Source organism: Xanthomonas campestris pv. campestris str. ATCC 33913, from assembly GCF_000007145.1.
GTDB lineage: Bacteria > Pseudomonadota > Gammaproteobacteria > Xanthomonadales > Xanthomonadaceae > Xanthomonas > Xanthomonas campestris.
In genome coordinates, this window is sequence record NC_003902.1 from 3,639,679 (window position 1) to 3,662,039 (window position 22,361).

Sequence of the window (22,361 nt, forward strand, 5' to 3'; positions counted from 1 at the left end):
CGCGCGGTGGTTCCATCGATTGCTGCACGCGTCCGGGCTGCTGCATGCGCATCGGCGCAGCGCAGCCGCCGCCATGCGCAGCAAAGCGCGGCTGCTCAATCGTGTGAATAGGTGCGAGAGACTGCGAACGCCGCAGGGAAGCTGCAGCACACGCAGGCTACATGCGGCCTCCAAGCGCGGCAGCACGCCAGCGATAGTCGGTTTTCGCAAATAACAAACGAGCCCCGCGTTTACGCCTCGCCGCAAACACGTGCGTCACCGCAAGCAACGAAAGCGCGCGGCCAACCAGCGCATCCGCAACTGCCATGCAGTCGCGGTTGCAGGCCGCCGCTGCCTCAGCTGTCGAAGTCCAGGCGGGCGTCCACCCAGGCAGTGACAATCGCAGCAGCCACTTGCTGCGCCTGTGCGGCCGGCAAGTGCTTCTCGCGCACCAGCCAGGCGGCGGTGTCGGCACGCACCTTCGGCAGCAGTGCACGTGCGGCCTTGCGGTCGTCGGCCGGCCATGCGCTGGCGTCGCCGGTCCAGGCAGCCAACGCCTGGTCAGGATCGCCGCTATAGCGCTTGCGCAAGGCCGGCTGCAGATACAGCAATGGCGACACCGACGCACGCAGCGCGATGACCTCCCACTCGGCGTAGCTGGCGTAGCGAATGGTGCCGGCGTCCTTGCTGATCGATTCGATCAACGACGCAAACGCCGCATCGAGCTGGGTCCAGGCCGGCAGCGCGAACAGGCCGCCCGGCGGCTCGCACAACGGCGCGAAGCTGTCGCGGGTGGAACCGTACAGCGGGCCGAATGCCTCGTACGCCGGCTCGCCAAGCGTGCTGAAGATGAAGCAATGCACATACGGGCGCGTGCTGTCGTTGCGTTCGATCCACATGCGCAACAGCGTCAGTGTCTTGTCCGGTTCCTGCACGTCAGGACCGGTGGCCTCATCGTTCAGCACCGAATCGGCAAAGCTGTCGACCTTGCGCAATGCCGCGCGCGCACTCTGAAAACGCGCCGCAGACAGCGCTGCATCGACACCCGCGGCCGGCACGAATTGATGCAGGTACACCAACCACGCCGACGCCAGCGGCGTGTCGTAGGCCTGCAATTGGCGCGCCGCGGCCGCCGGTGCGCTCGGGATGCTGGCAATGATGCGGTCCAGGGCCTGTTGTTGCGCGGCCAGCGCCTTGTCCAGCGCATCGGCCCTGGCAGTGAGGCTGCGCTGCAGGCAGTCGTCCGGCGTGGCGTTCTGCGCGCAGGCATTGCGCTGCCGCAGCCAGGCGCGTTGCTGCTCGCGCACAGCGGCCACCGCGCTGCGCGGCGTGGTCTGCAGCAGTTCCTGATAGGACGCATCCAGGCGTTCGTCGAGCAGGCCCAGCGCCTTCACCGCACACAGGCGTTGTTCCACCGCCGTGCTTGCGCGCGCACAGTCGAACGATGCAGACCACGCGCCACCGCTGGCCAGCAACGCCGCACCGGCCAGCACCACCCGCAGCGCGTGCGCGCGCCGATTCATGCCAGCGTCTCTTTACGTGCCGGCAGCAGCGACAGCAGCAGCAGCGTTGCCGCCATCGCCACATACGCACCCACGAATTGCCAGCTGATCACACGCGCCAGGCCCTGCAGCGACCAGGGCAGATAGATGCCGCCGCGCGGGTCCACCGAGTGGATCAACCCGAACAAAGTCAGCCCGGCCGCGACCAGCAGGAACACCGCGCCGCGCCGCAGCCTGCCGTCGATCATCGCCACCACCGCCGCAATCCACAACATCGCGGTGATGATGAAGCCATTGCCCAGCGCGAAGACCACGGCCAGTTCCGGCAGGCCATGGCTGTCGACCTTGGTGGTCAGCGCCACCAGTTGCTCCGGCGCGATCCAGATCGGCGCCTTGATTGCCAGCAGGTAGGCCACCGATGGCAAAAAGCCCAGCACCATCGCACCGGCGTGCTGCTTCGGCGTGGCCTGGAAGGCCTGCGTGGTGATGTCGATCGACACGTACACGATGATCGGCGCCAGCACCGCCAACGGCAGCCACTGCACCAACCCGCTGATGATGCCGAGCATGCCGCCGATGCCGACGAACAACCCGGTCAGCAGCGTATAGCCAGTGCGTGCGCCCATATGCTTGTAAGCAGGTTGGCCAATGTACGGCGTGGTCTGCGCCACACCGCCGCAGACGCCGGCCACCAACGTGGCCAGTGCTTCCACCAGCAGGATGTCGCGGGTGCGGTAATCATCGCCGGCCGCACGCGCGCTTTCGCTCACGTTGATCCCGCCCACCACCATCAACAGGCCAAACGGCAGCAGCAACGGCAGATACGGCAAGGTGGACGGCAAGCCATCGATAAAGCCCAGATTCGGCAGCGGCAACACCACCTGGGGCGCCACCCAGGCCGGAACTGCGAATCCAGGCGCACCCAGGCCGGCCAGCCCCAGGCCGTAATACAGCGCCGTGCCGACCACGAAAGCCACCAGCACGCCGGGCAACTTGATCGGCAGGCGGCCCTTGGCCAGCAGCACATATAGCAACAAGCCCAGGGTGACGAAGCCGGCCACCGGCGAGCGCAGGGTTTCCAGCAGCGGCAACAGGCCCATCAGCACCAGCGCGATGCCGGCGATGGAACCCAGCAATGCGGCGCGTGGCAGCGCGCGCGTAACCGCTTCGCCAACAAACGACAGCACCAGCTTGAGCAGCCCCATCACCACCAGCGCGGCCATGCCCAGTTTCCAGGTGGCGATCGCCGCGGCCTGCGGGTCCAGTCCCTGCGCCTTGAAGCCGGCAAACGCCGGGCCCAGCACCAATAGCGCCATGCCGATGCTGGTGGGCGCATCCAGGCCCAGCGGCATGGCGGTGACGTCACCGCGACCAGTGCGCCGGGCCAGGCGGCGCGCCATCAGGGTGTAGAGCAAATTGCCCACCAGCACGCCGAATGCGGTGCCGGGGAACATGCGGCCGTACACCACGTCGGGCGGGAACTGGAACAGGCCGATCAACGCCATCGCGATGAAGCCAAGGATAGAAAGATTGTCGACCACCAGGCCGAAGAAGCCATTGAGGTCGCCGGAGACGAACCAGCGCGGCGATGCCGCAGTACGCGAGGAAGGGGCCGACATGGGAGCCAGGATGCGTGGGGACAGGCGATGGTAGCCGCTGCCCCGCATGCGCGACAGCGGCGCGGTGGATCAGAGCGTGCTGCTGCAGCGCCGCCGCTGAGGACCGCCTGCGGCGGCATCCCGATGCACGCGACGACTCAGGGCATGGCCTGGTCGGCGCGGATCCAGCCAGTGCTCTCCGCATGGCCGGCACTGCGAAACCGCACCTGCAGGCGGGTCTGGTCCGTGCTCACGTCCAGCGCTTCGAGGCGATCGCCCTCGATCAGATAGCGCCGCGTGGTGGTCGCGGTGGGCGTGGCATACAGCGGCAAGCGCGGCACCTGCACCTGAAATGTGGCAGGCCGGGGCGCTTCCAGGCTCTGGCCGATCTCCGTGCCGATCACCCTGCCCTGCGCATCGAAACGCGGCCACACCGAAAACGGCATGCCCTCTTCGGTACCCGGGCCCAGCACGTCCAGGATCGCCTGCGCGGCAATCGGCTGCTGGGTGGTGGACACATACAGGCGCCCAGCGGCGTCGTAGCGGTACACGTCCGCGTACCACATCGGCCCGCTGCGGCAGGAGCTGCTCATGCTGCGTTGCTGCGGGTCCGGGGTGAGATTCCAGAACCCTGCGCATTGCACCTGCGGGCGCGTGGGCGCGGTCAGCAGGCAAAACTGCCGCTGCGCCGGGTCATACAGGAAGACCCGGGTGGCCTCGTTGACCTGCCCGAGCATCACGGTCACCGCCAGATCCGGATGGCCATCGAAGTTGTAATCGTCGCTACGCACGCTGCCGGTGGCTTCGCCTTCGTCCAGGTCCGCGTCCAGCCATTGTTCCTGGCCGCCGGGCGCCAGCACCACATGCAGGCGCGTGCCCACCAGGCTGGCAGTGGCGCGGGTGTGCGCATCGAGCGTCAGTTGCACGTGGGTGTCGCGTGCCGACGCGGCGCACATGAGCAGCGCGGCTGCGGCGAGCACACTGCTGCTCGCCACGGTGCGGAGGTGTGGCGCCTGCCAGCGGCGGCGCATGCGGCTGCCCGCAGAGATCCGGCTCAGAACGACACGTCCACCGGCTGCCGCGCCCACAGCACCGACTGGTGACCGGTGGCCTGCTTCCACGCCAGGCGGATCGCCTCGATGTCGTTGCGCCGCTGCGGGCTGTCTTCGTGCAGGATCACCAGCACCTTGGTGCCGAGCCGGTTCGGTTCCTTGGCGCCGCGGAACAGCCACTGGCCGTAGGCGTCGAACACGGTGAGCCCGTCCGGAAAGCGCGGGGTCACTTCCTTGTCCAAAAACGCGCGCCACTGCGCGTCGCTGATGGTGCGGGTCTGCGGTCGGTCAGCCGGGCCGGTTTCCTCGCCCACTCCAAAATACAGTTCGCTCCGCACCCAACCCCGCGCTGCCGCCGGGCGCGCGGCATCGCCCTGCAGGCTGGCGGTGGTGGAGGCCGGCGCGTGCCCCGGCGTGGTGGCGCAGGCAGACAACGCCAACACGGCGGCGAACAGGCAGGACGGCAACAACTTCATCAATCTCTCCAGGCGGGGGCCGGCTCATGCAGGCGGGATATCAGCTCATGCCGGCGCGGGGGCACTGTGCCATCTCGCGCCGGCCTGAACAACACGATAATATCTCTCCATCCGGATGGAAGTGGAACACTCCCGGCCCCCACCTTGCACGCCAGCGCGGCCGGATGCCGACGCGCGGCGGCCTGCCGTATTTCAGGAGACAGCATGACCCGCCCCACCCTTTCGGTTATCGGCCTGGCCGTGGCCGCCGTCCTCAGCGCCAACGCCCAGGCCCAGCAAGCCGCGCCCGGCGCCACCACGCTGGACACGGTGATCGTCACCGGCACCCGTGCCAGCGACCGCACCGTGCTCGAATCCACGGTGCCGGTGGACGTGCTCACCGCCGAGGACATCCGCAAGGCCGGCGTGGTCAACGGTGAACTGGGCAGCGCGCTGCAGGCGCTGCTGCCATCCTTCAACTTCCCGCGCCAGTCCAACTCCGGTGGTGCCGACCACATCCGCGCCGCACAGCTGCGTGGGCTCTCGCCCGATCAGGTGCTGGTGCTGGTCAACGGCAAGCGCCGGCATACCTCGGCGCTGGTCAATACCGACAGCAAGATCGGCAAGGGCACCACGCCGGTGGATTTCAATTCCATCCCGATCAACGCCATCAAGCGCATCGAAGTGCTGCGCGACGGCGCCGGCGCGCAATACGGCTCCGATGCCATCGCCGGGGTCATCAATGTCATCCTGGACGACAACCCCGAGCGCGGTGAACTGGAAGCCAGCTTCGGTGCGTACAACACCGATGTGGAGCCGATCAATCGGCGCGTCACCGATGGCCAGACCAGCTACGCCAGCGCCAAGGTCGGCACGCTGCTGGGCGACGACGGTGGCTTCTTCAAGGTGGGCCTGGAGCTGAAGAACCGCGAGGCCACCAACCGCGCCGGCTTCGATCAGATTCCGCCGTTCGAAGAACAGACCCCCGCCAACCTGGCCCTGGCCGGCCAGCGCAACTACGTGCTCGGCGATGGCGCCACCAAGGGCCTGAACGCCTGGCTCAACACCAAGATTCCGTTCAGTGCCACCGGCGAGTTCTACGCCTTCGGTACCTACAACCAGCGCGACACCGAAGGCGCCAATTACTTCCGTTACCCGGACAGCAGCGCCAACTGGCGCGAGATCTACCCCAACGGCTACCGCCCGATTTCCGAAGGCGAAAACCGCGACCTGCAGATCGTGGCCGGCGCCCGCGGGCAATGGGGCGACTGGGACTACGACGCCAGCCTGGATTACGGCCGCAACGACTTCACCTACCGGCTGCGCAACTCGCTCAACGCCTCGCTCGGCCCGGGCAGCACCACGCGCTTCAAGACCGGTGATTTCGCCTTTGCGCAGACCGTGGGCAATTTCGATTTGACCCGCGTGTTCGATGCGGCCGATGCCACCCACACCTTCGGCACCGGCGCCGAATTCCGCCGTGAGCAGTACCGCACGCATGCCGGCGACCCGGCCAGCTACGCGGCCGGCCCGTTCACCGATCGCCCCACCGGCTCGCAGGCCGGCGGCGGGCTCACCCCGCAGGACGAGGCCGATCTGTCGCGCAATGTGGCCAGCGTCTACGCCAACGTGTCCAGCCAGTTCGGCGACAAGTTCTCCACCGACCTGGCCGGCCGCTACGAGCACTACCAGGATTTCGGCAGCCAGTGGACCGGCAAGCTGGCCGCACGCTACGCGTTCGCACCGGCATTCGCGCTGCGCGGTGCGGTCTCCAACAACGTGCGTGCGCCCTCGCTGAGCCAGATCGGCTACGAAGCCACCTCCACCGGCTACGACGCCGCGGGCCGCCTGACCCAGGGCCGCCTGCTGTCGGTCAACAACCCGATCGCCCGCGCGCTCGGTGCCACCGATCTGAAGCCGGAAAAGTCGATCAACGCCAGCCTGGGTTTCACCAGCAAGCTGGGCGATCACTTCGACCTGTCGCTGGACTTTTTCCAGATCGACATCGACGACCGCATCGCGCTGTCCGAAGACATCACCGGCAGCAGCCTCACCGATTTCGTGCAGCAGAACTTCGGCGTCACCGGCGTGCAGAGCGCCAGCTACTTCCTCAACGCCGCCGACACCCGCACCCGCGGCGCCGAGCTGGTCGCCAACTGGCGCCAGTACGCCTTCGGCGGCGACCTGCTGCTGACCGGCACCTACAGCTATGCCAAGACCGAGTTGAAGAACGTCATCGCCACGCCGTCGCAACTGCTGGCGCTGGATCCGGACTACGTGCTGTTCGGCGTGGAAGAGAGCAACACGCTCACCGATGCAGCCCCGCGCACCCGCGCATCGCTCGCCGCCAACTGGAGCAACGAGCACTGGAACCTGCAGAGCCGCATCAACCGCTACGGCAGCGCCACCCGCGTGTTCGACTTCGGTGCCGGCTTCGTGCCGCGCCAGACCTACGGTGCGGAATGGCAGTTGGACCTGGAAGCCGAATACCGCCTGGGCACGCAATGGACGCTGGCGATCGGCGGCCAGAACATCCTGGACAACTACTCGGACCGCTCCATCGACGACATCGCCTACTTCGGCAACCTGCCCTACGACGTGCTATCGCCGATCGGCAGCAATGGCGCGTACTGGTATGGACGGGTGCGGTATAGCTTCTGAGCGAAAGCGAAGAGCTTGAGACCTCTCTCCTCAGAGAGACTGCTTTAGCCCCTCTCCTACGGGAGAGGGGTTGGGGTGAGGGTAAGGAGCGAAGCCCTCGTGGCGTTCCAACTGCACGAGGCTTTGCCCGTACCCTCATCCGCCCCTGCTGGGCACCTTCTCCCGAGGGAAGAAGGGAAGAACACCGAGGCTACCGCTTTAGCCCCTCTCCTGCGGGAGAGGGGTTGGGGTGAGGGTACGGAGCGAAGCCCTCGTGGCGTTCCAACTGCACGAAGCTTCGCTCGTGCCCTCATCCGCCCCTTCGGGGCACCTTCTCCCGATGGGAGAAGGGAAGAACACCGAGGCTACCGCTTTAGCCCCTCTCCTGCGGGAGAGGGGTTGGGGTGAGGGTACGGAGCGAAGCCTTCGTGGCATTCCAACCGCACGAGGCTTTGCCCGTACCCGCATCCGCCCCTGCGGGGCACCTTCTCCCGAGGGGAGAAGGGAGAACACCGAGGCTACCGCTTTAGCCCCTCTCCTGCGGGAGAGGGGTTGGGGTGAGGGTACGGAGCGAAGCCCTCGTGGCGTTCCAACTGCACGAGGCTTTGCCCGTACCCTCATCCGCCCCTGCGGGGCACCTTCTCCCGACGGGAGAAGGGATGGCAGTCGCCGTTGCATAACCTGAATATCACATCGCTTTGCGCACACTAGCGCGATGGCAGACTTGCATTCCCCCCTTCCGTCGCCGCCATTGCTGGACGATGCCTGCGCATTGTTCCTGGACGTGGACGGCACCCTGATCGACTTTGCGCACACCCCCGAAGCAGTGCAGTTGCTGCCGGAGGTACGCGACGCAATCGCGCGCCTTAGCGAGCGCCTTGGCGGCGCCGTCGCCCTGGTCAGCGGGCGGCCGCTATCCCAACTGGACGCCCTGTTCGCACCCCTGCTGCTGCCGGCCGCCGGCCTGCACGGGCACGAGTTGCGCAGCGACGCAGCCGCACGCGCGGCAATGCCGCAAGACACCTCCGAATGGTTGCACGGCTTGCATAAACGCGCCGCTGCACTCACGCATCAACATCCTGGCGTGCTGGTCGAAGACAAAGGCGTCAGCGTCGCTCTGCATTGGCGCGCGCAACCACTTGCCGGCCCCGACGTACTCGCCTTCGCACAGCAGGAAATCGCGGCGCTGTCGGGTTACCGCCTACAGCCCGGCGATCACGTCGTTGAATTTGTTCCCGAAGGCAGCAACAAGGGCCTGGCGGTCGAGCAGCTGATGCAGCAGCCGGCATTTGCGGGCCGCACGCCGGTGTTTGTCGGCGACGACCTCACCGACGAATTCGGTTTCCAGGCGGCCAATCGCCTCGGCGGCTGGAGCGTGCTGGTCGGCGACCGCGCCCAGACCGACGCACGCTTCCGCGTGTCGGGCACCGCCGCCGTGCATGCCTGGTTGCAGCGCAGCGCGCACACCGCGTGAGCGCGTTACGCGCTCCCCATCGTTTTTCCCCCAAGACGTTACGCATTTCATGACCGAGTCTTCTCTGGATCTGGGCGTCATCGGCAATTGCAGTTTTGGTGCACTGGTGGACCGCCAGGCACGTGTGGTGTGGAGCTGCCTGCCGGCGTTCGACGGTGACCCTGCGTTTTGCTCGCTGCTCTCGCCCAAGGGCGAAGGTGGCGACTTCGCGGTGGAACTCGAGGATTTCGAGAGCAGCGAACAACACTACCTGCCCAATACCGCGGTGCTGCGCACGGTGCTGCGCGACAGCAAGGGCGGCGAAGTCGAGGTGATCGACTTCGCGCCGCGCTGGCGCAACAACGGCCGCTTCTATCGGCCGGTGAGCATTATCCGGCAGATCCGCCCGTTGGCCGGCAACCCGCGCATCGTGGTGCGCGCACGCCCGCTGGCTGATTGGGGCGGACGCACGCCGGATACCACCTGGGGCAGCAACCACATCCGCTGGGTGCTGCCGGACTTCACCCTGCGCCTGACCACCGATGTGCCGGTGCGCTTTGTCCGCGATGGCCTGCCGTTCGTGCTCAGCCATCCGGTCAGCCTGGTGCTGGGCGTGGACGAATCGCTCACCCGCTCGCTCACCGGCTATGTACAGGAAGCGCAGGAACGCACCGAAGAGTACTGGCGCGAATGGGTGCGCTATCTGTCGATTCCGCTGGACTGGCAGGAAGCGGTGATCCGCAGTGCGATCACGCTCAAGCTCTGCCAGTACGAAGACAGCGGCGCAATCATTGCGGCGATGACCACCTCCATCCCGGAAGCGCCCAACACACCGCGCAACTGGGACTACCGCTATTGCTGGCTGCGCGATGCCGCCTTCGTGGTGCGTGCGCTCAATCGCCTGGGCGCCACGCGCACGATGGAGCAGTTCATCGGCTACATCTTCAACATCGCCACTACCGACGGCACCATGCAGCCGCTGTACGGCATCGGCTTCGAATCGCAGCTGGAAGAGCACGAAGTCGACACCATGGACGGCTACCGCGGCATGGGCCCGGTGCGTCGCGGCAACCTGGCCTGGATCCAGCAGCAGCACGATGTTTACGGTAGCGTGGTGCTGGCCTCCACGCAGTTGTTCTTCGACCTGCGCCTCAAAGATCAAGGCGACGCGTCCACGTTCCGCAAGCTCGAACCCTTGGGCGAGCGTGCCTTTGCCCTGCACAACGTGCCGGATGCCGGCCTGTGGGAATTCCGCGGCCGCGCCGAGGTGCACACTTACACTGCGGCGATGTGCTGGGCGGCCTGCGACCGGTTGTCGAAGATCGCCGAACGGCTCGCGCTGGACGATCGCAGCGTGTACTGGCGCGAGCGCGCCGACACCATCCGCGAACGCGTGCTGGCAGAGGCGTGGAGCGACGAACACGGCCATTTCACCGACACCCTGGGTGGCCATCGCCTGGACGCCTCGCTGTTGCTACTGGCCGACATCGGCATCGTGGCCAACGACGACCCGCGCTTTGTGCACACGGTCGAGGCAGTCGGGCGCGTGCTCAAGCATGGCGATGCACTGTACCGCTACATCGCACCGGATGACTTCGGTGAGCCGGAAACCAGCTTCACCATCTGCACGTTCTGGTACATCGACGCGCTGGCCGCGATCGGGCGCAAGGACGAGGCGCGTGAATTGTTCGAGCGCATCCTTTCGCGCCGTAATCACCTCGGCTTGCTCTCTGAAGACCTATCGTTTGAAAACGGCGAAGCCTGGGGCAATTTCCCCCAGACCTATTCGCATGTGGGCTTGATCATTGCAGCAATGCGCTTGTCGCGGAGTTGGCAGGAGGCGTCATGAGTCGTCTGGTGGTAGTATCCAATCGTGTGGCCGTGCCTGGTGAAAGCCGTGCCGGCGGCCTGGCAGTGGGCTTGTTGGCGGCGTTGAAGGAGCGCGGCGGGGTGTGGTTCGGCTGGAGCGGCAAGACCGTGCGCGGCGACAGCGGCGGCATGCACGAGCAGACCGACGGTGACATCAAGTTCGTCACCATGGACCTCAACAAGCGCGACATCGATTCCTACTACAACGGCTTTGCCAACCGCACGCTGTGGCCGCTGCTGCACTTCCGCCTGGACCTGGTCGATTACGACCGCGCCACGCGCGAAGGCTACCTGCGCGTCAATCGCCTGTTCGCCGAGAAGCTGGCGCCCTTGCTCAAGGACAGCGACACGCTGTGGATCCACGATTACCACATGATTCCGCTCGGCGCGATGCTGCGCGAGCTCGGTGTGGGCTGCAAGATGGGCTTCTTCCTGCATGTGCCGATGCCGTCGGCCGACCTGATGCAGGCGATGCCGGATCACGCGCGCTTGTTCAGCACGTTCTACGCGTACGACCTGGTTGGCTTCCAGACCCAGCGCGATGCCGAACGCTTCAAGGCGTATGTGCGCCTGTTCGGTGGTGGGCGCGTGCTGGAGGGCGATCTGGTGGAAGGCCCGGGTGGGCGCCGCTTCAGCGCTGCTGCGTTCCCGATCGGCATCGACACCGATCTGATTGCCAATCAGGCCAAGGCGTCGGTCTCCAAGCAGGCAGTGCGCGATCTTCGCGAAAGCCTGCGCGGGCGCCAGCTCGCGATCGGCGTGGATCGCCTGGATTATTCCAAGGGTCTGCCCGAGCGCTTCCAGGGCTTTGAGCGCTATCTGGAGCGCTACCCGGATCAATCCGGCAGCCTCACCTATCTGCAGATTGCACCGGTCTCGCGCGGCGACGTCAACGAATATCGCCAGCTGCGCGGGCAGCTTGAGCAGATCGCAGGCCACATCAACGGTGGTCATGCGGAGCCGGATTGGACGCCGCTGCGTTACGTCAACCAGAACTTCAGCCATGCCACGTTGACCGGATTTTATCGCGCTGCGGCCGTGGGTTTGGTGACACCATTGCGCGACGGCATGAATCTGGTCGCCAAGGAATTTGTGGCAGCGCAGGATCCGGAGAATCCGGGTGTGCTGGTGTTGTCGTTGCTGGCCGGTGCGGCCGATGAGATGAAAGAGGCGCTGTTGGTCAATCCGCATGATCTGGATGGTGTGGCCGATGCAATTGCGACGGCGGCGAGCATGCCGTTGGCAACGCGGGTGGAGCGTTGGCACGCGATGATGGATCACTTGCGCAAGAACAACATCAATCATTGGCGGCAGCGGTATTTGCAGGCGTTGGCCGATATCTGAGTCTGGCTGTTTCATGCGCGGTGTCGCGTTTCGCGTCACTGCGTTGATGCAATTTTCTCGCCGTGAGCATGAGAAAGCGTTGCCTAGATGACTGCGCGCAGGGGTTCAGCTGCTGAGTTGTTGATAGCGTCTTTCGATGCAAGGCACTTCACGGCAAAACAATGCAAGTGCAGAGCTTTCGCGCCTGCGGCGCGAGTTCCTTTTGTCTTGGCAAAAGGAACCAAAACCGCTGTCGCCGACGCAATCCGGTGCGGTGAAGCCGCACCGGTGCCCTGCGCTCCTCGCCACGCGTGGCACGGCGCCCAAACTCGCTACGCTCAGACAAGGGCGCCTCTTCGGCCACGCGTGACTGCGGTGCTCGGCTTGCTTTAAGGCGACTGGGTGAAGCAAGAGCAAGAGCGGAACAGCGCTGCCGAAGCAAGGTTTCAGGCTTGGCAGGCGACGGATCGCTGTGTTAATCGCAAATAGGGCAATACAGCGACAGCGACAGCGACAGCGACAGCGACAGCGACAGCGACAGCGACAGCGACAGCGACAGCGACAGCGACAGCGAGGCTACGGATATGAGCTACGTGTGCGTCACCGAAGCTGATTAGAGAAATTCAAGAATCGGCACCGTCACTAGTATCGGCAATCAGCACAGGCGACCGGCGACTAACGACTATCAGTCAACGAATCAGCAATTGCGTTTAGTTTTTGCCTACTTCGTGTGCTTCAGGTGTGCAGGTTGGACCGATGGTTCCTATTCCGTCACGGACACGGGATAAGGATGGGTCTAAAATATTCACATGATTAGCGCCGAGGACCCTGGGAGGGGCGGCGCGTTCATATCCAGGTGCGGCCGCTTTCGCCAGTCCGCTGCCTCTCTCCCTCCACGACCTGCACCGTTTGTTTGGTGCCCGGGTCCTTCCTGATAACTCAAAATGACTGATCAATCCTCTAAACGCGGGCTCGGCACTTGGCTGTTGGTAGCCTATGCCGTGGTGCTCGCCGTGCTTGGTGCGGCGCTCGCCTATGAAGGCGGGCGCCTGGTGGCCGTTGGCGGCTCCTGGTATTACGTGCTGGCCGGTATCGCCGTGCTGGTGGCCGGTGTGCTGCTGGCACTGGGCAAACGCGCTGGCCTGTGGCTGTTTGGCGCTACGTTGGCGGCCACCATCGTGTGGGCGCTGTGGGAAGTGGGCCTGGATGGCTGGGGCCTGATCCCACGTCTGGCCTGGATCTCGGTGCTCGGCCTGGTGCTGTTGCCGTTCTGGGGCGTGGCGCGGCGGCGCATGCAGCCGTTGTCCGGGCTCGGCTATGTCGTGGTCACCGGCGTGCTGCCGGTGCTGGGTGCGGCGCTGATCCTGTGGCCGCTGCTGGTGCCGCGCAATGTGGAACTGGCCGATGCATCCAAGCAGCCGGCCGATGCGGCAACGCCGTTCAGCCGTGGCAGCGTGCCCAGCCCGGACGGGAACGTGGCGGCCAACCACGATGCCAGTAACTGGACCGCCTACGCCGGTTCCAACCTGTCCAACCATTACACCCCCGGCGCGCAGATCACGCCGGAGAACGTCAAGGGCCTCAAGGTGGCCTGGGAATTCCATACCGGCGATCTCAAGCCGAAGGATTCCAAGCTGGGCTATGCGTTCCAGAACACCCCGCTCAAGGTCGGCGACCTGCTCTACATCTGCACCCCGACCCAGAAGGTGATTGCGGTGGAGGCGGCCAACGGCAAGGAGCGCTGGCGCTTCGACCCGCAGACCAATCCGAAGGCGATGGCCGGCGTGGCCGCCACCACATGCCGCGGCGTGTCGTACTACCAGGCGCCGGAAGGCACTGCCGAGTGCCCGACGCGGATCTTCTGGCCGATGGTCGATGGCCGCCTGGGTGCGCTGGATGCGCAGACCGGCAAGCTCTGCGCCAGCTTCGGTAACAACGGCTATGTGGACCTCAATGCCGGCACCGGCAACACCAAGCCGGGCTTCGTCGGCCCGACCTCGCCGCCGGTGGTCATGCGCGGTGTGGTGATCCAGCCCACCGGGCAGGTGCGCGACGGTCAGGAACGCGATGCGCCGTCCGGCGTGGTGCGCGGCTTCGACGCGCTCACCGGCCAGCTGCGCTGGGCCTGGGATCTGGGCAACCCGGCCATCACCGCCGAACCGCCGGCCGGCCAGACCTATACCCGCTCCACCCCGAACGTGTGGTCGCTGATGGCCGCCGATGACGAGCTGGGGCTGGTGTATCTGCCCACCGGCAACGCTGCCGGCGACTTCTTCGGCAAGGGCCGCACCCCGCAGGAAGAGGAATACACCGCCTCGCTGGTGGCCGTGGATGCGGCAACCGGCAAGGAGCGCTGGCACTTCCGTACCGTCAATCACGATCTGTGGGACTACGACATCGGCCCGCAGCCGAACCTGGTTGATTGGCCGGTTGCCGGCGGTGGCACCCGCCCCGCCGTGATCCAGGCCACCAAGTCCGGCCAGGTGTTCGTGCTCGACCGCGCCACCGGCCAGCCGATCATGCCTGTCAAGCAGATCGCCGTGCCGCAGGGCACCGACCATGGCGACTGGACCGCATCCACCCAGCCGGTGTCGCCGGGCATGCCCAACACCGTGGGTGCGCCCAGCCGTGACTACGAGACCATCGTTGAATCTGACGCGTGGGGCATGACCCCGTTCGACCAGCTCGCTTGCCGCATCGAGTTCAAGAAGCTGCGGTACGAAGGCATGTTCACCCCGCCAAGCCTGCAGGGCTCGCTGTCGTTCACCGGCAACCATGGCGGCATCAACTGGGGCGGCGTGTCGGTCGATCTGCAGCGCGGCATCATGGTGATGAACAGCAATCGCCTGCCCTATACCGAGCACGTCTACCCGCGCACGGTGATGAACGAGCTGGGCGTGGTGTCGGTGTTCAACGGCAGCAGCAAGACCAAGGGCTACATGGCGCAGGAAGGCCTGGCCTATGGCGCGCGCAAGGAGCCGTGGATGTCGCCGCTCAACACGCCGTGCGTGGCACCGCCGTGGGGCTATATCTCCGGCGTGGATCTGCGCACGCAGCAGGTGATCTGGCGCCGTCCGCTGGGCACCGGTTACGACCAGGGCCCAATGGGCATCCCGTCCAAGACCAAGTTCGAGATCGGCACCCCGAACAACAGCGGCTCGCTGGCCACTGCCGGCGGCGTCACCTTCATCGGTGCCAGCCTGGACAACTTCATCCGCGGCTTTGACACCCGCACCGGCAAGCAGGTCTGGGAGACCCGCGTGCCTGCGGGCCCGCAGGCCGCGCCGCTGAGCTACACCATCGATGGCAAGCAGTACATCGTTGCCGCGGTGGGTGGCCATGACCGCATGGAAACCAAGTCCGGCGACAGCGTCATTGCCTGGGCACTGCCCGACGACGCGGCCGCCAGCGCCAAATAACGTCTGAGGTTGTGCAGTGACGTTGAACCGGCCGTCGCAAGACGGCCGGTTTTTTTGTGCGTGCCTGAAGAGCGCCGCGCTCCGAGGGGCACTTTCCGCCGCGTCGTGCGTGCGGCCGCAAGCGAATCACAGCGAGTTAGCGCACGCCATTGCCCGCGGGGCGAGCTGCGATGCGGCAGCGGCGATCGGCCCAGCCTCGCCATCGCGGGGGGGGTTCCTGCCTGGGGTACGGAGCGCAGGCTGCACCCTTCGTCTTGAACCCCATGCACTGTCGGGCAGGCCGAAAGTTCACATTTCAATAACAAAATAAATGTGCGCTTCGTCAGGAAATCGCCGGGAGCGCCCAACCCTGCCTCAGGACTGAAAACCGCTTCCAAATCAAGCACATCGGCATTTTTAGGGTACCGGCGTGCTGATTCCGACGAACGGCGCCTTCACACCGTCATGATTCGGGCCCGGCCGCCGATACCCCCTTGCAGCTACACACTGCCGGACGCGCTCCCCACCCAGAACACCAGTCGGACACCAGCCTATGTTGCCTACCCTCGATGCCGCACCCGCCTCTCCTCCGCCCACCGGCCGGAACGTTGCGCGTGCCACCTGGACAGCCTGGTTGCCGGCCGCGGCGCAGGCCGCGTTGCTGATCCTGCTTGCCGTCTACGCCGCCACGGCCATGCCCGGCGGCTTCTGGCACACCCTGGGCACGCTGCTACCGGCATTACTGGTGCTCGGCGCCGCCAGTGCGGGGCTGTGGTGGTGGTCGCGCCGGCGCACTGCCACCCAGCTCGACCAGGCAGTCACCGCCATTGCCGCCATCGGCGAAGGCCGCTTCCAGCGCCTGGACGCGCGCAGCGCCAGCGGCGAACTCGCGCCGTTGCTGCGCACCCTGCAAGCCACCCAGGACAAGCTCGCCCTCCGCCTCGACGTGATGGAGCAAGGCTTGCGCCACGGCCAGTTCGTGATCAAGGCGCTGGACGATCTGGACACCATGATCCGCATCGCCGATGACGACGGCCAGGTGCTGTTCGCCAACCGCAAACTGCTCAAGATGCTCAAGCTGATCGAGCCGGACGTGCAGAGCTTCCGCCCCAGCTTCCATGCCGAAGGTTTCGTCGGCGGCAGCATCGGCGACATCTATCCGGACAGCCAGGCCGCCATCGACCGTATGCGTGCGCTCACCGCCTCCAAGGCCGTGCGTGCGCCGTTCTTCGGCCGCCAGATCGACTTCGTCTACAGCCCGATCATCGCCGCCGACGGCACCAAGCTCGGCACCATCGCGCAGTGGATGGACGTCACCGCGCAGGTCAACGCCGAGCAGGCGCTGATCGAGATCATCGATGCCGCTGCCGCTGGCGATTTCAGCCGCCGCATGCAGATGGACGGCATGGACGGCGTGCTGCTGTCGCTGGCGCAAGGCATCAACCGCATTTACGACTCGGTGGAAACGCATCTGGCTGCATTGGCGCGCGTGATCAGCGCGCTGGCCGAGGGCGACCTCACCCAGCGCGTGGATGGCGATGCGCATGGCATTTTCGCGCGCCTGCGTGACGACACCAACCAGACCGTGATCCGCCTGACCGAAATCATCGGCGGCATCCAGACCGCGTCGGACACCATTCGCCGCGCTGCGGTGGAAATCGCTGCCGGCAACACCGATCTGTCCGAACGCACCGAGCAACAGGCCGCGAGCCTGGAAGAAACCGCCAGCTCCATGGAAGAACTCACCTCCACCGTGAAGCAGAATGCCGACAGCGCGCAGCAGGCCAACAAGCTGGTGCTGGGCACCGGCGAAGTGGCGCAGAACGGTGGCCAGGTGATGGACGATGTGGTGTCCACCATGAGCCAGATCAGCACTGCCTCGCGCAGGATCGGCGAGATCATCGGCGTCATCGACGGCATCGCGTTCCAGACCAACATCCTGGCGCTCAACGCCGCGGTGGAAGCAGCGCGCGCCGGCGAACAGGGCCGCGGCTTCGCGGTGGTGGCCTCGGAAGTGCGCGCCCTGGCGCGACGTTCGGCCGATGCAGCCAAGGAGATCAAATCGTTGATCGCCGACTCCACCGACAAGGTGGAACTGGGCTCGGGTCTGGTGCACCGCGCCGGCGCGACCATGCGCGAGATCGTCGGCTCGGTGAAGCACGTCACCGACATCATGAGCGAGATCACCTCGGCCAGCGCCGAACAGTCCAGCGGCATCGAGCAGGTGAACCGCACCGTGGCGCAGCTGGACGAAGTGACCCAGCGCAACGCCGCCCTGGTGGAAGAAGCCACCGCCGCCGCGCGCAGCCTGGAAGAACAGGCAGTGGAACTGGCCGATGCGGTGTCCATCTTCCGCCTGCAATCAGACACCCGCGGTAGCTCGAACGTGGTACGCGGCAGTTTTGGAAGCGCGGCGGCGTAACCCCGCACACCACCCGCATTCGTAGGAGCGCGCTTGCGCGCGATGGGGCCTCGCCGGTAACGCCCCATCGCGCGCAAGCCTCCTACGTCATGTGTGTCGTTAAAAAACGGCGGCGCGAATCCCCATCTGTGCACCGCAATCGAAAGCAGCCTCTGTGTGACCGGCGCGCGGTGCGTGCACGCGTGTGCCAGCCGATATCGGCAGACATTGCGGACTAGGTTTTGCGCGCCTATCGACAACGCGGCGGCATCACCAAAGCGCTAGAAATCGCAATCCGCGTAGGAGCGCGCTTGCGCGCGATGGGGCCTCACCGGTAAAGCCCCATCGCGCGCAAGCGCGCTCCTACGCTCATGTGTGTCGTTAAAAAACGGCGGCGCGAATCCCCATCTGTGCACTGCAATCGAAAGCAGCTACTGCGTAACCAGCTGCGGTGCGTGCACGCGTGTGCCAGCCGATATCGGCAGACATTGCGGACTAGGTTTTGCGCACGTATCGACAACGCGGCGGCATCACCAAAGCACTAGAAATCACAGCACGCGTAGGAGCGTGCTTGCGCGCGACGTGGCCTCGCCGATAACGCCCCATCGCGCGCAAGCGCGCTCCTACCCAGCACCGCATTCCACATGCGGCGGCATCAATCCAGAAACAGCGCGCGTTGCTCAGGCGTGGGCAACATGCAGTGCGTGCTGCGGCCAAACCAGCGGTAGCGGTTGCGTGCCACCACGCGATAGCCGATGTCGCGCAACGAACGCGGCACCAGGCGCAGCACTGCCGCCACGCGCCACAGGCCACCAAGCCCGCTCAGTACCCGCACGATTGCATCGGTATCGGTCCAGGCACCTGCCGCGTCCACCAGCAGGAACGAAAGCGGGTCGTCCGGGTCCAGCCCGTGCTGGACCAGCAATGCGCGCCCGGCCGTGCCCTGCATGGCGGCATAGCGATAGCGCCTGCGGTGGTCGTGGCGCAACAGGAACCTGACCCAGCCATTGCACAGCAGGCACACGCCATCGAACACGATGGTGGCAGGCGGCGCGGCGTGCTCAGTGCGGTTCAAGCCAACCCTCGTAGCGAATGAATGGCCCCACCCACGGTAGATGCACGTCGACCAGGAAGCCATAGCGGCCCTCGTCGGCATGCTCACGGCAACGCACCTGCTCGAACCAGCGCGCCGGCAAGGGCAGCCAGCCGAATGCCCACACCCGCCGCGCCTGCCAGTACAGCGCGGTGGCATCGGCGCGCAGTGCGAACTCAAAACGCACTGCGCCCAGGTGTTCGCGCAACCATGCGCCGTGACGCCACATCCGTGAGTGCATCGGCAGGCCAGCAAAGCGCCGATGCCAGCGCTCGACGTTCGCATCGACCAGGAACTCCACCTCCACCGCCACCTGTCCGCTGTGCGGCAAGCGGCTCAGCCATGCCAGCAGCGGCACCAGCGGATGCGCACCGCGGCGCACCAGCGCACGGCCAACGAAGCGCTGCCGCTGCTGCACCGCGTGCAGCGCGCGCACCGGCGCCGGCAATTGGGCAAAGGCTGCCGTGCCCAGCACCTGCGCAAACAGCGGCGGGCTCAGGGCGCGATCCAGGCCAGCGTGGCCATGCGCCCACTGCGACGATCACGGCGGTGCGAAAAAAACCGCGTCGGGTCGGAAATGGTGCACAGCTCGCCGCCATGGATGGCCTCGGCCGGCACGCCCGCACTGCACAAGCGCAGCCGCGCCAACGCGTACAGATCCACCCGCCAGTGGCCCGGGCGCGTGGCCACGAACGCACTGGCCGCCTGCGGATCACGCGTCACAAACGCCTCGAAGACATCCGCGCCAATTTCGTACGCCTGCGGCCCTGCGGCCGGCCCCAGCCAGGCGACCAACCGCTGCGGCGGGCTCCGCATCGCGGCCACGCTGCGTTCCAGCATGCCGTCGGCCAGCCCGCGCCAGCCTGCATGCGCGGCCGCCACTTCGCTGCCATCGGCGGCGGCGAGCACCACCGGCAGGCAGTCGGCGGTGAGGATGGCCAGCACCACGCCGGGCACGCTGGTGACGGCGGCATCGGCCACCGGCTCGTCCAGCTCCCGCGGCTGCGTGTGCACCGCATCCGCAGAACGCGGCGCATCCACGCGCACCACCTCCACCCCGTGCACCTGCCGCAGCCAATGCGGCGCGCCTGGCAGGCCCAGCGCCTGTGTCAGCAGCGCCCGGTTACGTTCCACGTTTGCCAGCAGGTCACCCTGCGGGCTGCTGCGGTTGCCGAGATTCAGGGTGTCGAACGGTGCCGGCGACACGCCCAGGCCGTGCCGCAGCGTGGTCAATACGTGGATGCGCGGCGGCGCCGGCCACTGCGCCGGCAACACAAACGACGGCACGGCGCTCACCTCAGCGCCGCGCCAACTCGGCGGCGCGTGCGCTGTCTTCGCGCAGGGCGCTCATCAGCCGCTGCAGATCTTCCGGCACCGGCGCGCTGGCGCGGATCGGCTCGCCACTGACCGGGTGCAGGAATTCCAGCGTTTCGGCATGCAGGGCCTGGCGCTTGAAGCCGCGCAGCTCCGCCACCAGTGTGTCGGTGGCGCCCTTGGGTAGCTTGAGCGCGCCGCCGTACAGCGGGTCGCCGACGATCGGCGATTTCAGGTGCGCCATGTGCACACGGATCTGATGGGTCCGCCCGGTCTCCAGGCGGCATTCCAGCGCGGTGTGCGCGCGGAAGCGCTCGCGCAGACGGTAATGGGTGACGGCGTCGCGGCCGTCGTCGCGCACCGCCATCTTGAGCCGGTCACGCGGGTGGCGGTCGATCGGCGCATCGGCGGTGCCGCCGGAGACCAGCGCCCCCACCACCACTGCCAGGTACTGGCGGTGCACATCGCGCGCGGAGAGCTGCTCCACCAGCGCGGTCTGCGCCTGCAGCGTGCGCGCCACCACCATCACACCGCTGGTGTCCTTGTCCAGGCGATGTACCACGCCGGCACGCGGCACCGCAGCCAGGTTCGGGTCGCGGAACAGCAGCGCATTGACCAGGGTGCCGTCCGGGTTACCGGCACCCGGATGCACCACCAGGCCCGCCGGCTTGTCGATGACCAGCACATGGTCGTCTTCGTACAACACGTTCAGCGGGATGTCCTGCGGCGCGGCGTGGGTCTGGGTTTCCAGCACCACCTGCACCTGGACGGTTTCGCCGCCGCGCAAGGTGTCGCGCGGGCGGGCGGTCTCGCCGTCCAGCAGCGCATCGCCGGACTTGATCCACTCCGACAGCCGCGAGCGCGAGAATTCGGGAAACAGCTCGGCCAGCACCGCATCGAAGCGACGCCCGGCGGCGCTGTCCGGCACGACAGCCTGGCGCAGGGAGGAATCGAGGGGTTCGGAGGATTGGTCGGACATGGACGCGGGTACTCAGGCAAAAACCAAGGAATTTGGGGTCCGGGCGGCGGGAGTCAGTCGCCGGACAGGCCACTAGGCTATCATCGCCCTTTCGTTTTCCTGACGCGTCCTGCCCAGACCCCATGATCCGACGGTCCACGTTTTCCGCGCCTGCGCGCCTGATTGCCCTCATGCTGGTCATGGCGTTTGTCGTCACCGGCTGCCACCGCGGCGCCAAGGACAAGAATCCCGACGAGGGCATGCCGGTCGAGCAGCTCTACGGCAAGGGCCACGGCCTGATGGAGAAAGGCAACTGGGCCGGCGCCGAAGCCAGCTACAAGCGCCTGATCGCCCAGTACCCGTATGGCCCGTACACCGAGCAGGCGATGATCGAAACCGCCTACGCCCAGTACAAGGCCGGCAAGCACGACGACACGGTGTCCAGCGTCGACCGCTTCATCCGTACCTATCCGACGCACCGCAACATCTCGTATCTGTATTACCTGCGCGGGCTGGCCAACAGCAACCGGGACACGGTGTTCCTGCGCCGCGTATGGTCGCTGGACCCGAGCCGCCGCGACCTGTCCTCGCCGCAGCAGGCCTACAACGACTTCAACACCGTCACCGACCGCTATCCCAACAGCCGCTACGCGCCGGACGCGCGCAAGCGAATGATCGAGCTGCGCGACATCTTCGCCCAGCACGAACTGGACAACGCGCTGTATTACCTGCGCCGCGACGCCTGGGTGTCGGCTGCAGGGCGTGCCAACTACCTGCTGGAAACCTACCCGCAGAGCGCGTTCCAGTACGACGCAGTCGCCGTGCTGGCCGAGGCCTACACCCACCTGGGCAACAAGACCCTGGCCGCCGACGCGCGCCGCGTGCTGGAGCTCAACAGCCCGCAGCACCCGTGGCTGACCGGCGACTGGCCGAAGTATCCGTGGGCCGTGCGCAAGCTCAACCCGTTCGCTGGCGAGAAATCCGCCGCCACCGGCCAGCGCAATGCACAGATGAGTCGCGATTGAGAGATCGATCGGCGATGAGATGAAAGGGGCCGCAAGGCCCCTTTTTTATTGCCGCAACGCTTTATTGCCGCAGCGCCAACTGGCAGCGCGACAAGGCGCTCCCTTGGCAGGACGTGCTCGCGCGGCGACACGTTGGTACGGGCCAGCGCCGGCTGCAGTCCGTGGCGTGGTCTTCCTGGGTGTCACGCGAGGCGGATATCGCCATCGACTTCGCTGCCATGCTCACCCTGAGCCACCGTGTGTCCGGCCGCCAGCTGCATGCGCACGAGTCCTGGCCGGCAATCGCGGCCTGCCCGGGCAA

General features: G+C 66.3%; 15 protein-coding genes. 7 read left to right on the forward strand and 8 right to left on the reverse strand.

Annotated elements, in window-relative coordinates; all coding sequences use genetic code 11:
* Positions 1-335: 335 nt before the first annotated feature.
* From XCC_RS15950 to XCC_RS15965, 4 genes are all read right to left on the reverse strand, one after another.
* A complete protein-coding gene (locus XCC_RS15950; RefSeq protein ID WP_011038190.1) occupies positions 336-1,502 on the reverse strand; it encodes a lysozyme inhibitor LprI family protein in 1,167 nt (388 codons plus the stop codon).
* The gene (locus XCC_RS15955; protein ID WP_011038191.1) at positions 1,499-3,100 is read right to left on the reverse strand and encodes a hypothetical protein; all 1,602 of its coding nucleotides are present in this window, start codon (positions 3,098-3,100) and stop codon (positions 1,499-1,501) included. The genes XCC_RS15950 and XCC_RS15955 overlap by 4 nt, the downstream gene beginning before the upstream one ends.
* Before the next feature lie 137 nt (positions 3,101-3,237).
* Complete coding sequence (locus XCC_RS15960; protein WP_019237372.1) at positions 3,238-4,110, reverse strand: FG-GAP repeat protein; 873 nt, start codon at positions 4,108-4,110, stop codon at positions 3,238-3,240.
* A gap of 23 nt (positions 4,111-4,133) precedes the next feature.
* The gene (locus XCC_RS15965; protein ID WP_012437623.1) at positions 4,134-4,607 is read right to left on the reverse strand and encodes a DUF3574 domain-containing protein; all 474 of its coding nucleotides are present in this window, start codon (positions 4,605-4,607) and stop codon (positions 4,134-4,136) included.
* Positions 4,608-4,811: 204 nt separating this feature from the next.
* On the opposite strand from XCC_RS15965, the gene XCC_RS15970 reads away from it, so the two are divergent.
* The 6 genes from XCC_RS15970 (at position 4,812) to XCC_RS15995 (ending at position 17,691) form a co-directional block, all read left to right on the forward strand.
* Positions 4,812-7,247 (forward strand): TonB-dependent receptor plug domain-containing protein, encoded by a 2,436-nt coding sequence (locus XCC_RS15970; RefSeq protein WP_011038194.1) that lies wholly within the window; start codon positions 4,812-4,814, stop codon positions 7,245-7,247.
* A gap of 694 nt (positions 7,248-7,941) precedes the next feature.
* Positions 7,942-8,700 carry a trehalose-phosphatase gene (otsB, locus tag XCC_RS15975; protein WP_011038195.1) on the forward strand — a complete coding sequence of 253 codons (759 nt, stop codon included), beginning with the start codon at positions 7,942-7,944 and terminating at the stop codon, positions 8,698-8,700.
* A gap of 49 nt (positions 8,701-8,749) precedes the next feature.
* Entirely contained in the window at positions 8,750-10,528 is a 1,779-nt protein-coding gene (locus XCC_RS15980; protein WP_011038196.1) for a glycoside hydrolase family 15 protein, read from the forward strand.
* Positions 10,525-11,892 carry an alpha,alpha-trehalose-phosphate synthase (UDP-forming) gene (gene otsA, locus XCC_RS15985; RefSeq protein ID WP_011038197.1) on the forward strand — a complete coding sequence of 456 codons (1,368 nt, stop codon included), beginning with the start codon at positions 10,525-10,527 and terminating at the stop codon, positions 11,890-11,892. Before XCC_RS15980 ends, otsA begins: the two co-directional genes overlap by 4 nt.
* 962 nt (positions 11,893-12,854) lie before the next feature.
* Positions 12,855-15,290 (forward strand): glucose/quinate/shikimate family membrane-bound PQQ-dependent dehydrogenase, encoded by a 2,436-nt coding sequence (locus tag XCC_RS15990; RefSeq protein WP_029628877.1) that lies wholly within the window; start codon positions 12,855-12,857, stop codon positions 15,288-15,290.
* Between the two features lie 532 nt (positions 15,291-15,822).
* The gene (locus XCC_RS15995; RefSeq protein ID WP_011038199.1) at positions 15,823-17,691 is read left to right on the forward strand and encodes a methyl-accepting chemotaxis protein; all 1,869 of its coding nucleotides are present in this window, start codon (positions 15,823-15,825) and stop codon (positions 17,689-17,691) included.
* Between the two features lie 634 nt (positions 17,692-18,325).
* Here the strand turns inward: XCC_RS15995 and XCC_RS16000 are convergent.
* Genes XCC_RS16000 through rluD form a run of 4 tightly spaced genes read right to left on the reverse strand, consistent with a single transcriptional unit; the run spans position 18,326 to position 21,056 of the window.
* A complete protein-coding gene (locus XCC_RS16000; protein WP_011038200.1) occupies positions 18,326-18,745 on the reverse strand; it encodes a thiol-disulfide oxidoreductase DCC family protein in 420 nt (139 codons plus the stop codon).
* Complete coding sequence (locus XCC_RS16005) at positions 18,732-19,238, reverse strand: DUF4166 domain-containing protein (protein WP_011038201.1); 507 nt, start codon at positions 19,236-19,238, stop codon at positions 18,732-18,734. The genes XCC_RS16000 and XCC_RS16005 overlap by 14 nt, the downstream gene beginning before the upstream one ends.
* 20 nt (positions 19,239-19,258) lie before the next feature.
* Positions 19,259-20,059: a peptidoglycan editing factor PgeF gene (gene pgeF, locus XCC_RS16010; RefSeq protein WP_011038202.1), complete on the reverse strand. Its 801-nt coding sequence runs from the start codon at positions 20,057-20,059 to the stop codon at positions 19,259-19,261.
* A 1-nt stretch (position 20,060) separates the two neighbouring features.
* Positions 20,061-21,056, reverse strand: a complete 996-nt coding sequence (rluD, locus tag XCC_RS16015) for a 23S rRNA pseudouridine(1911/1915/1917) synthase RluD (protein ID WP_011038203.1) — start codon at positions 21,054-21,056, stop codon at positions 20,061-20,063.
* Between the two features lie 122 nt (positions 21,057-21,178).
* Between rluD and XCC_RS16020 the strand changes: the two genes are divergently transcribed.
* Positions 21,179-22,060 (forward strand): outer membrane protein assembly factor BamD, encoded by an 882-nt coding sequence (locus XCC_RS16020; RefSeq protein WP_011038204.1) that lies wholly within the window; start codon positions 21,179-21,181, stop codon positions 22,058-22,060.
* Positions 22,061-22,361: the final 301 nt, after the last annotated feature.

Excerpts from the sequence above, each read along its gene's own strand:
- XCC_RS15950 (WP_011038190.1), bottom strand. The coding sequence starts at position 1,502 with ATGAATCGGCGCGCGCACGCGCTGCGGGTGGTGCTGGCCGGTGCGGCG.
- XCC_RS15970 (WP_011038194.1), top strand. The coding sequence starts at position 4,812 with ATGACCCGCCCCACCCTTTCGGTTATCGGCCTGGCCGTGGCCGCCGTC.
- otsA (WP_011038197.1), top strand. The coding sequence starts at position 10,525 with ATGAGTCGTCTGGTGGTAGTATCCAATCGTGTGGCCGTGCCTGGTGAA.
- XCC_RS16020 (WP_011038204.1), top strand. The coding sequence starts at position 21,179 with ATGATCCGACGGTCCACGTTTTCCGCGCCTGCGCGCCTGATTGCCCTC.
- otsB (WP_011038195.1), top strand. The coding sequence starts at position 7,942 with ATGGCAGACTTGCATTCCCCCCTTCCGTCGCCGCCATTGCTGGACGAT.
- XCC_RS15980 (WP_011038196.1), top strand. The coding sequence starts at position 8,750 with ATGACCGAGTCTTCTCTGGATCTGGGCGTCATCGGCAATTGCAGTTTT.
- XCC_RS15955 (WP_011038191.1), bottom strand. The coding sequence starts at position 3,100 with ATGTCGGCCCCTTCCTCGCGTACTGCGGCATCGCCGCGCTGGTTCGTC.
- rluD (WP_011038203.1), bottom strand. The coding sequence starts at position 21,056 with ATGTCCGACCAATCCTCCGAACCCCTCGATTCCTCCCTGCGCCAGGCT.
- XCC_RS15960 (WP_019237372.1), bottom strand. The coding sequence starts at position 4,110 with ATGCGCCGCCGCTGGCAGGCGCCACACCTCCGCACCGTGGCGAGCAGC.
- XCC_RS15965 (WP_012437623.1), bottom strand. The coding sequence starts at position 4,607 with ATGAAGTTGTTGCCGTCCTGCCTGTTCGCCGCCGTGTTGGCGTTGTCT.
- XCC_RS15995 (WP_011038199.1), top strand. The coding sequence starts at position 15,823 with ATGTTGCCTACCCTCGATGCCGCACCCGCCTCTCCTCCGCCCACCGGC.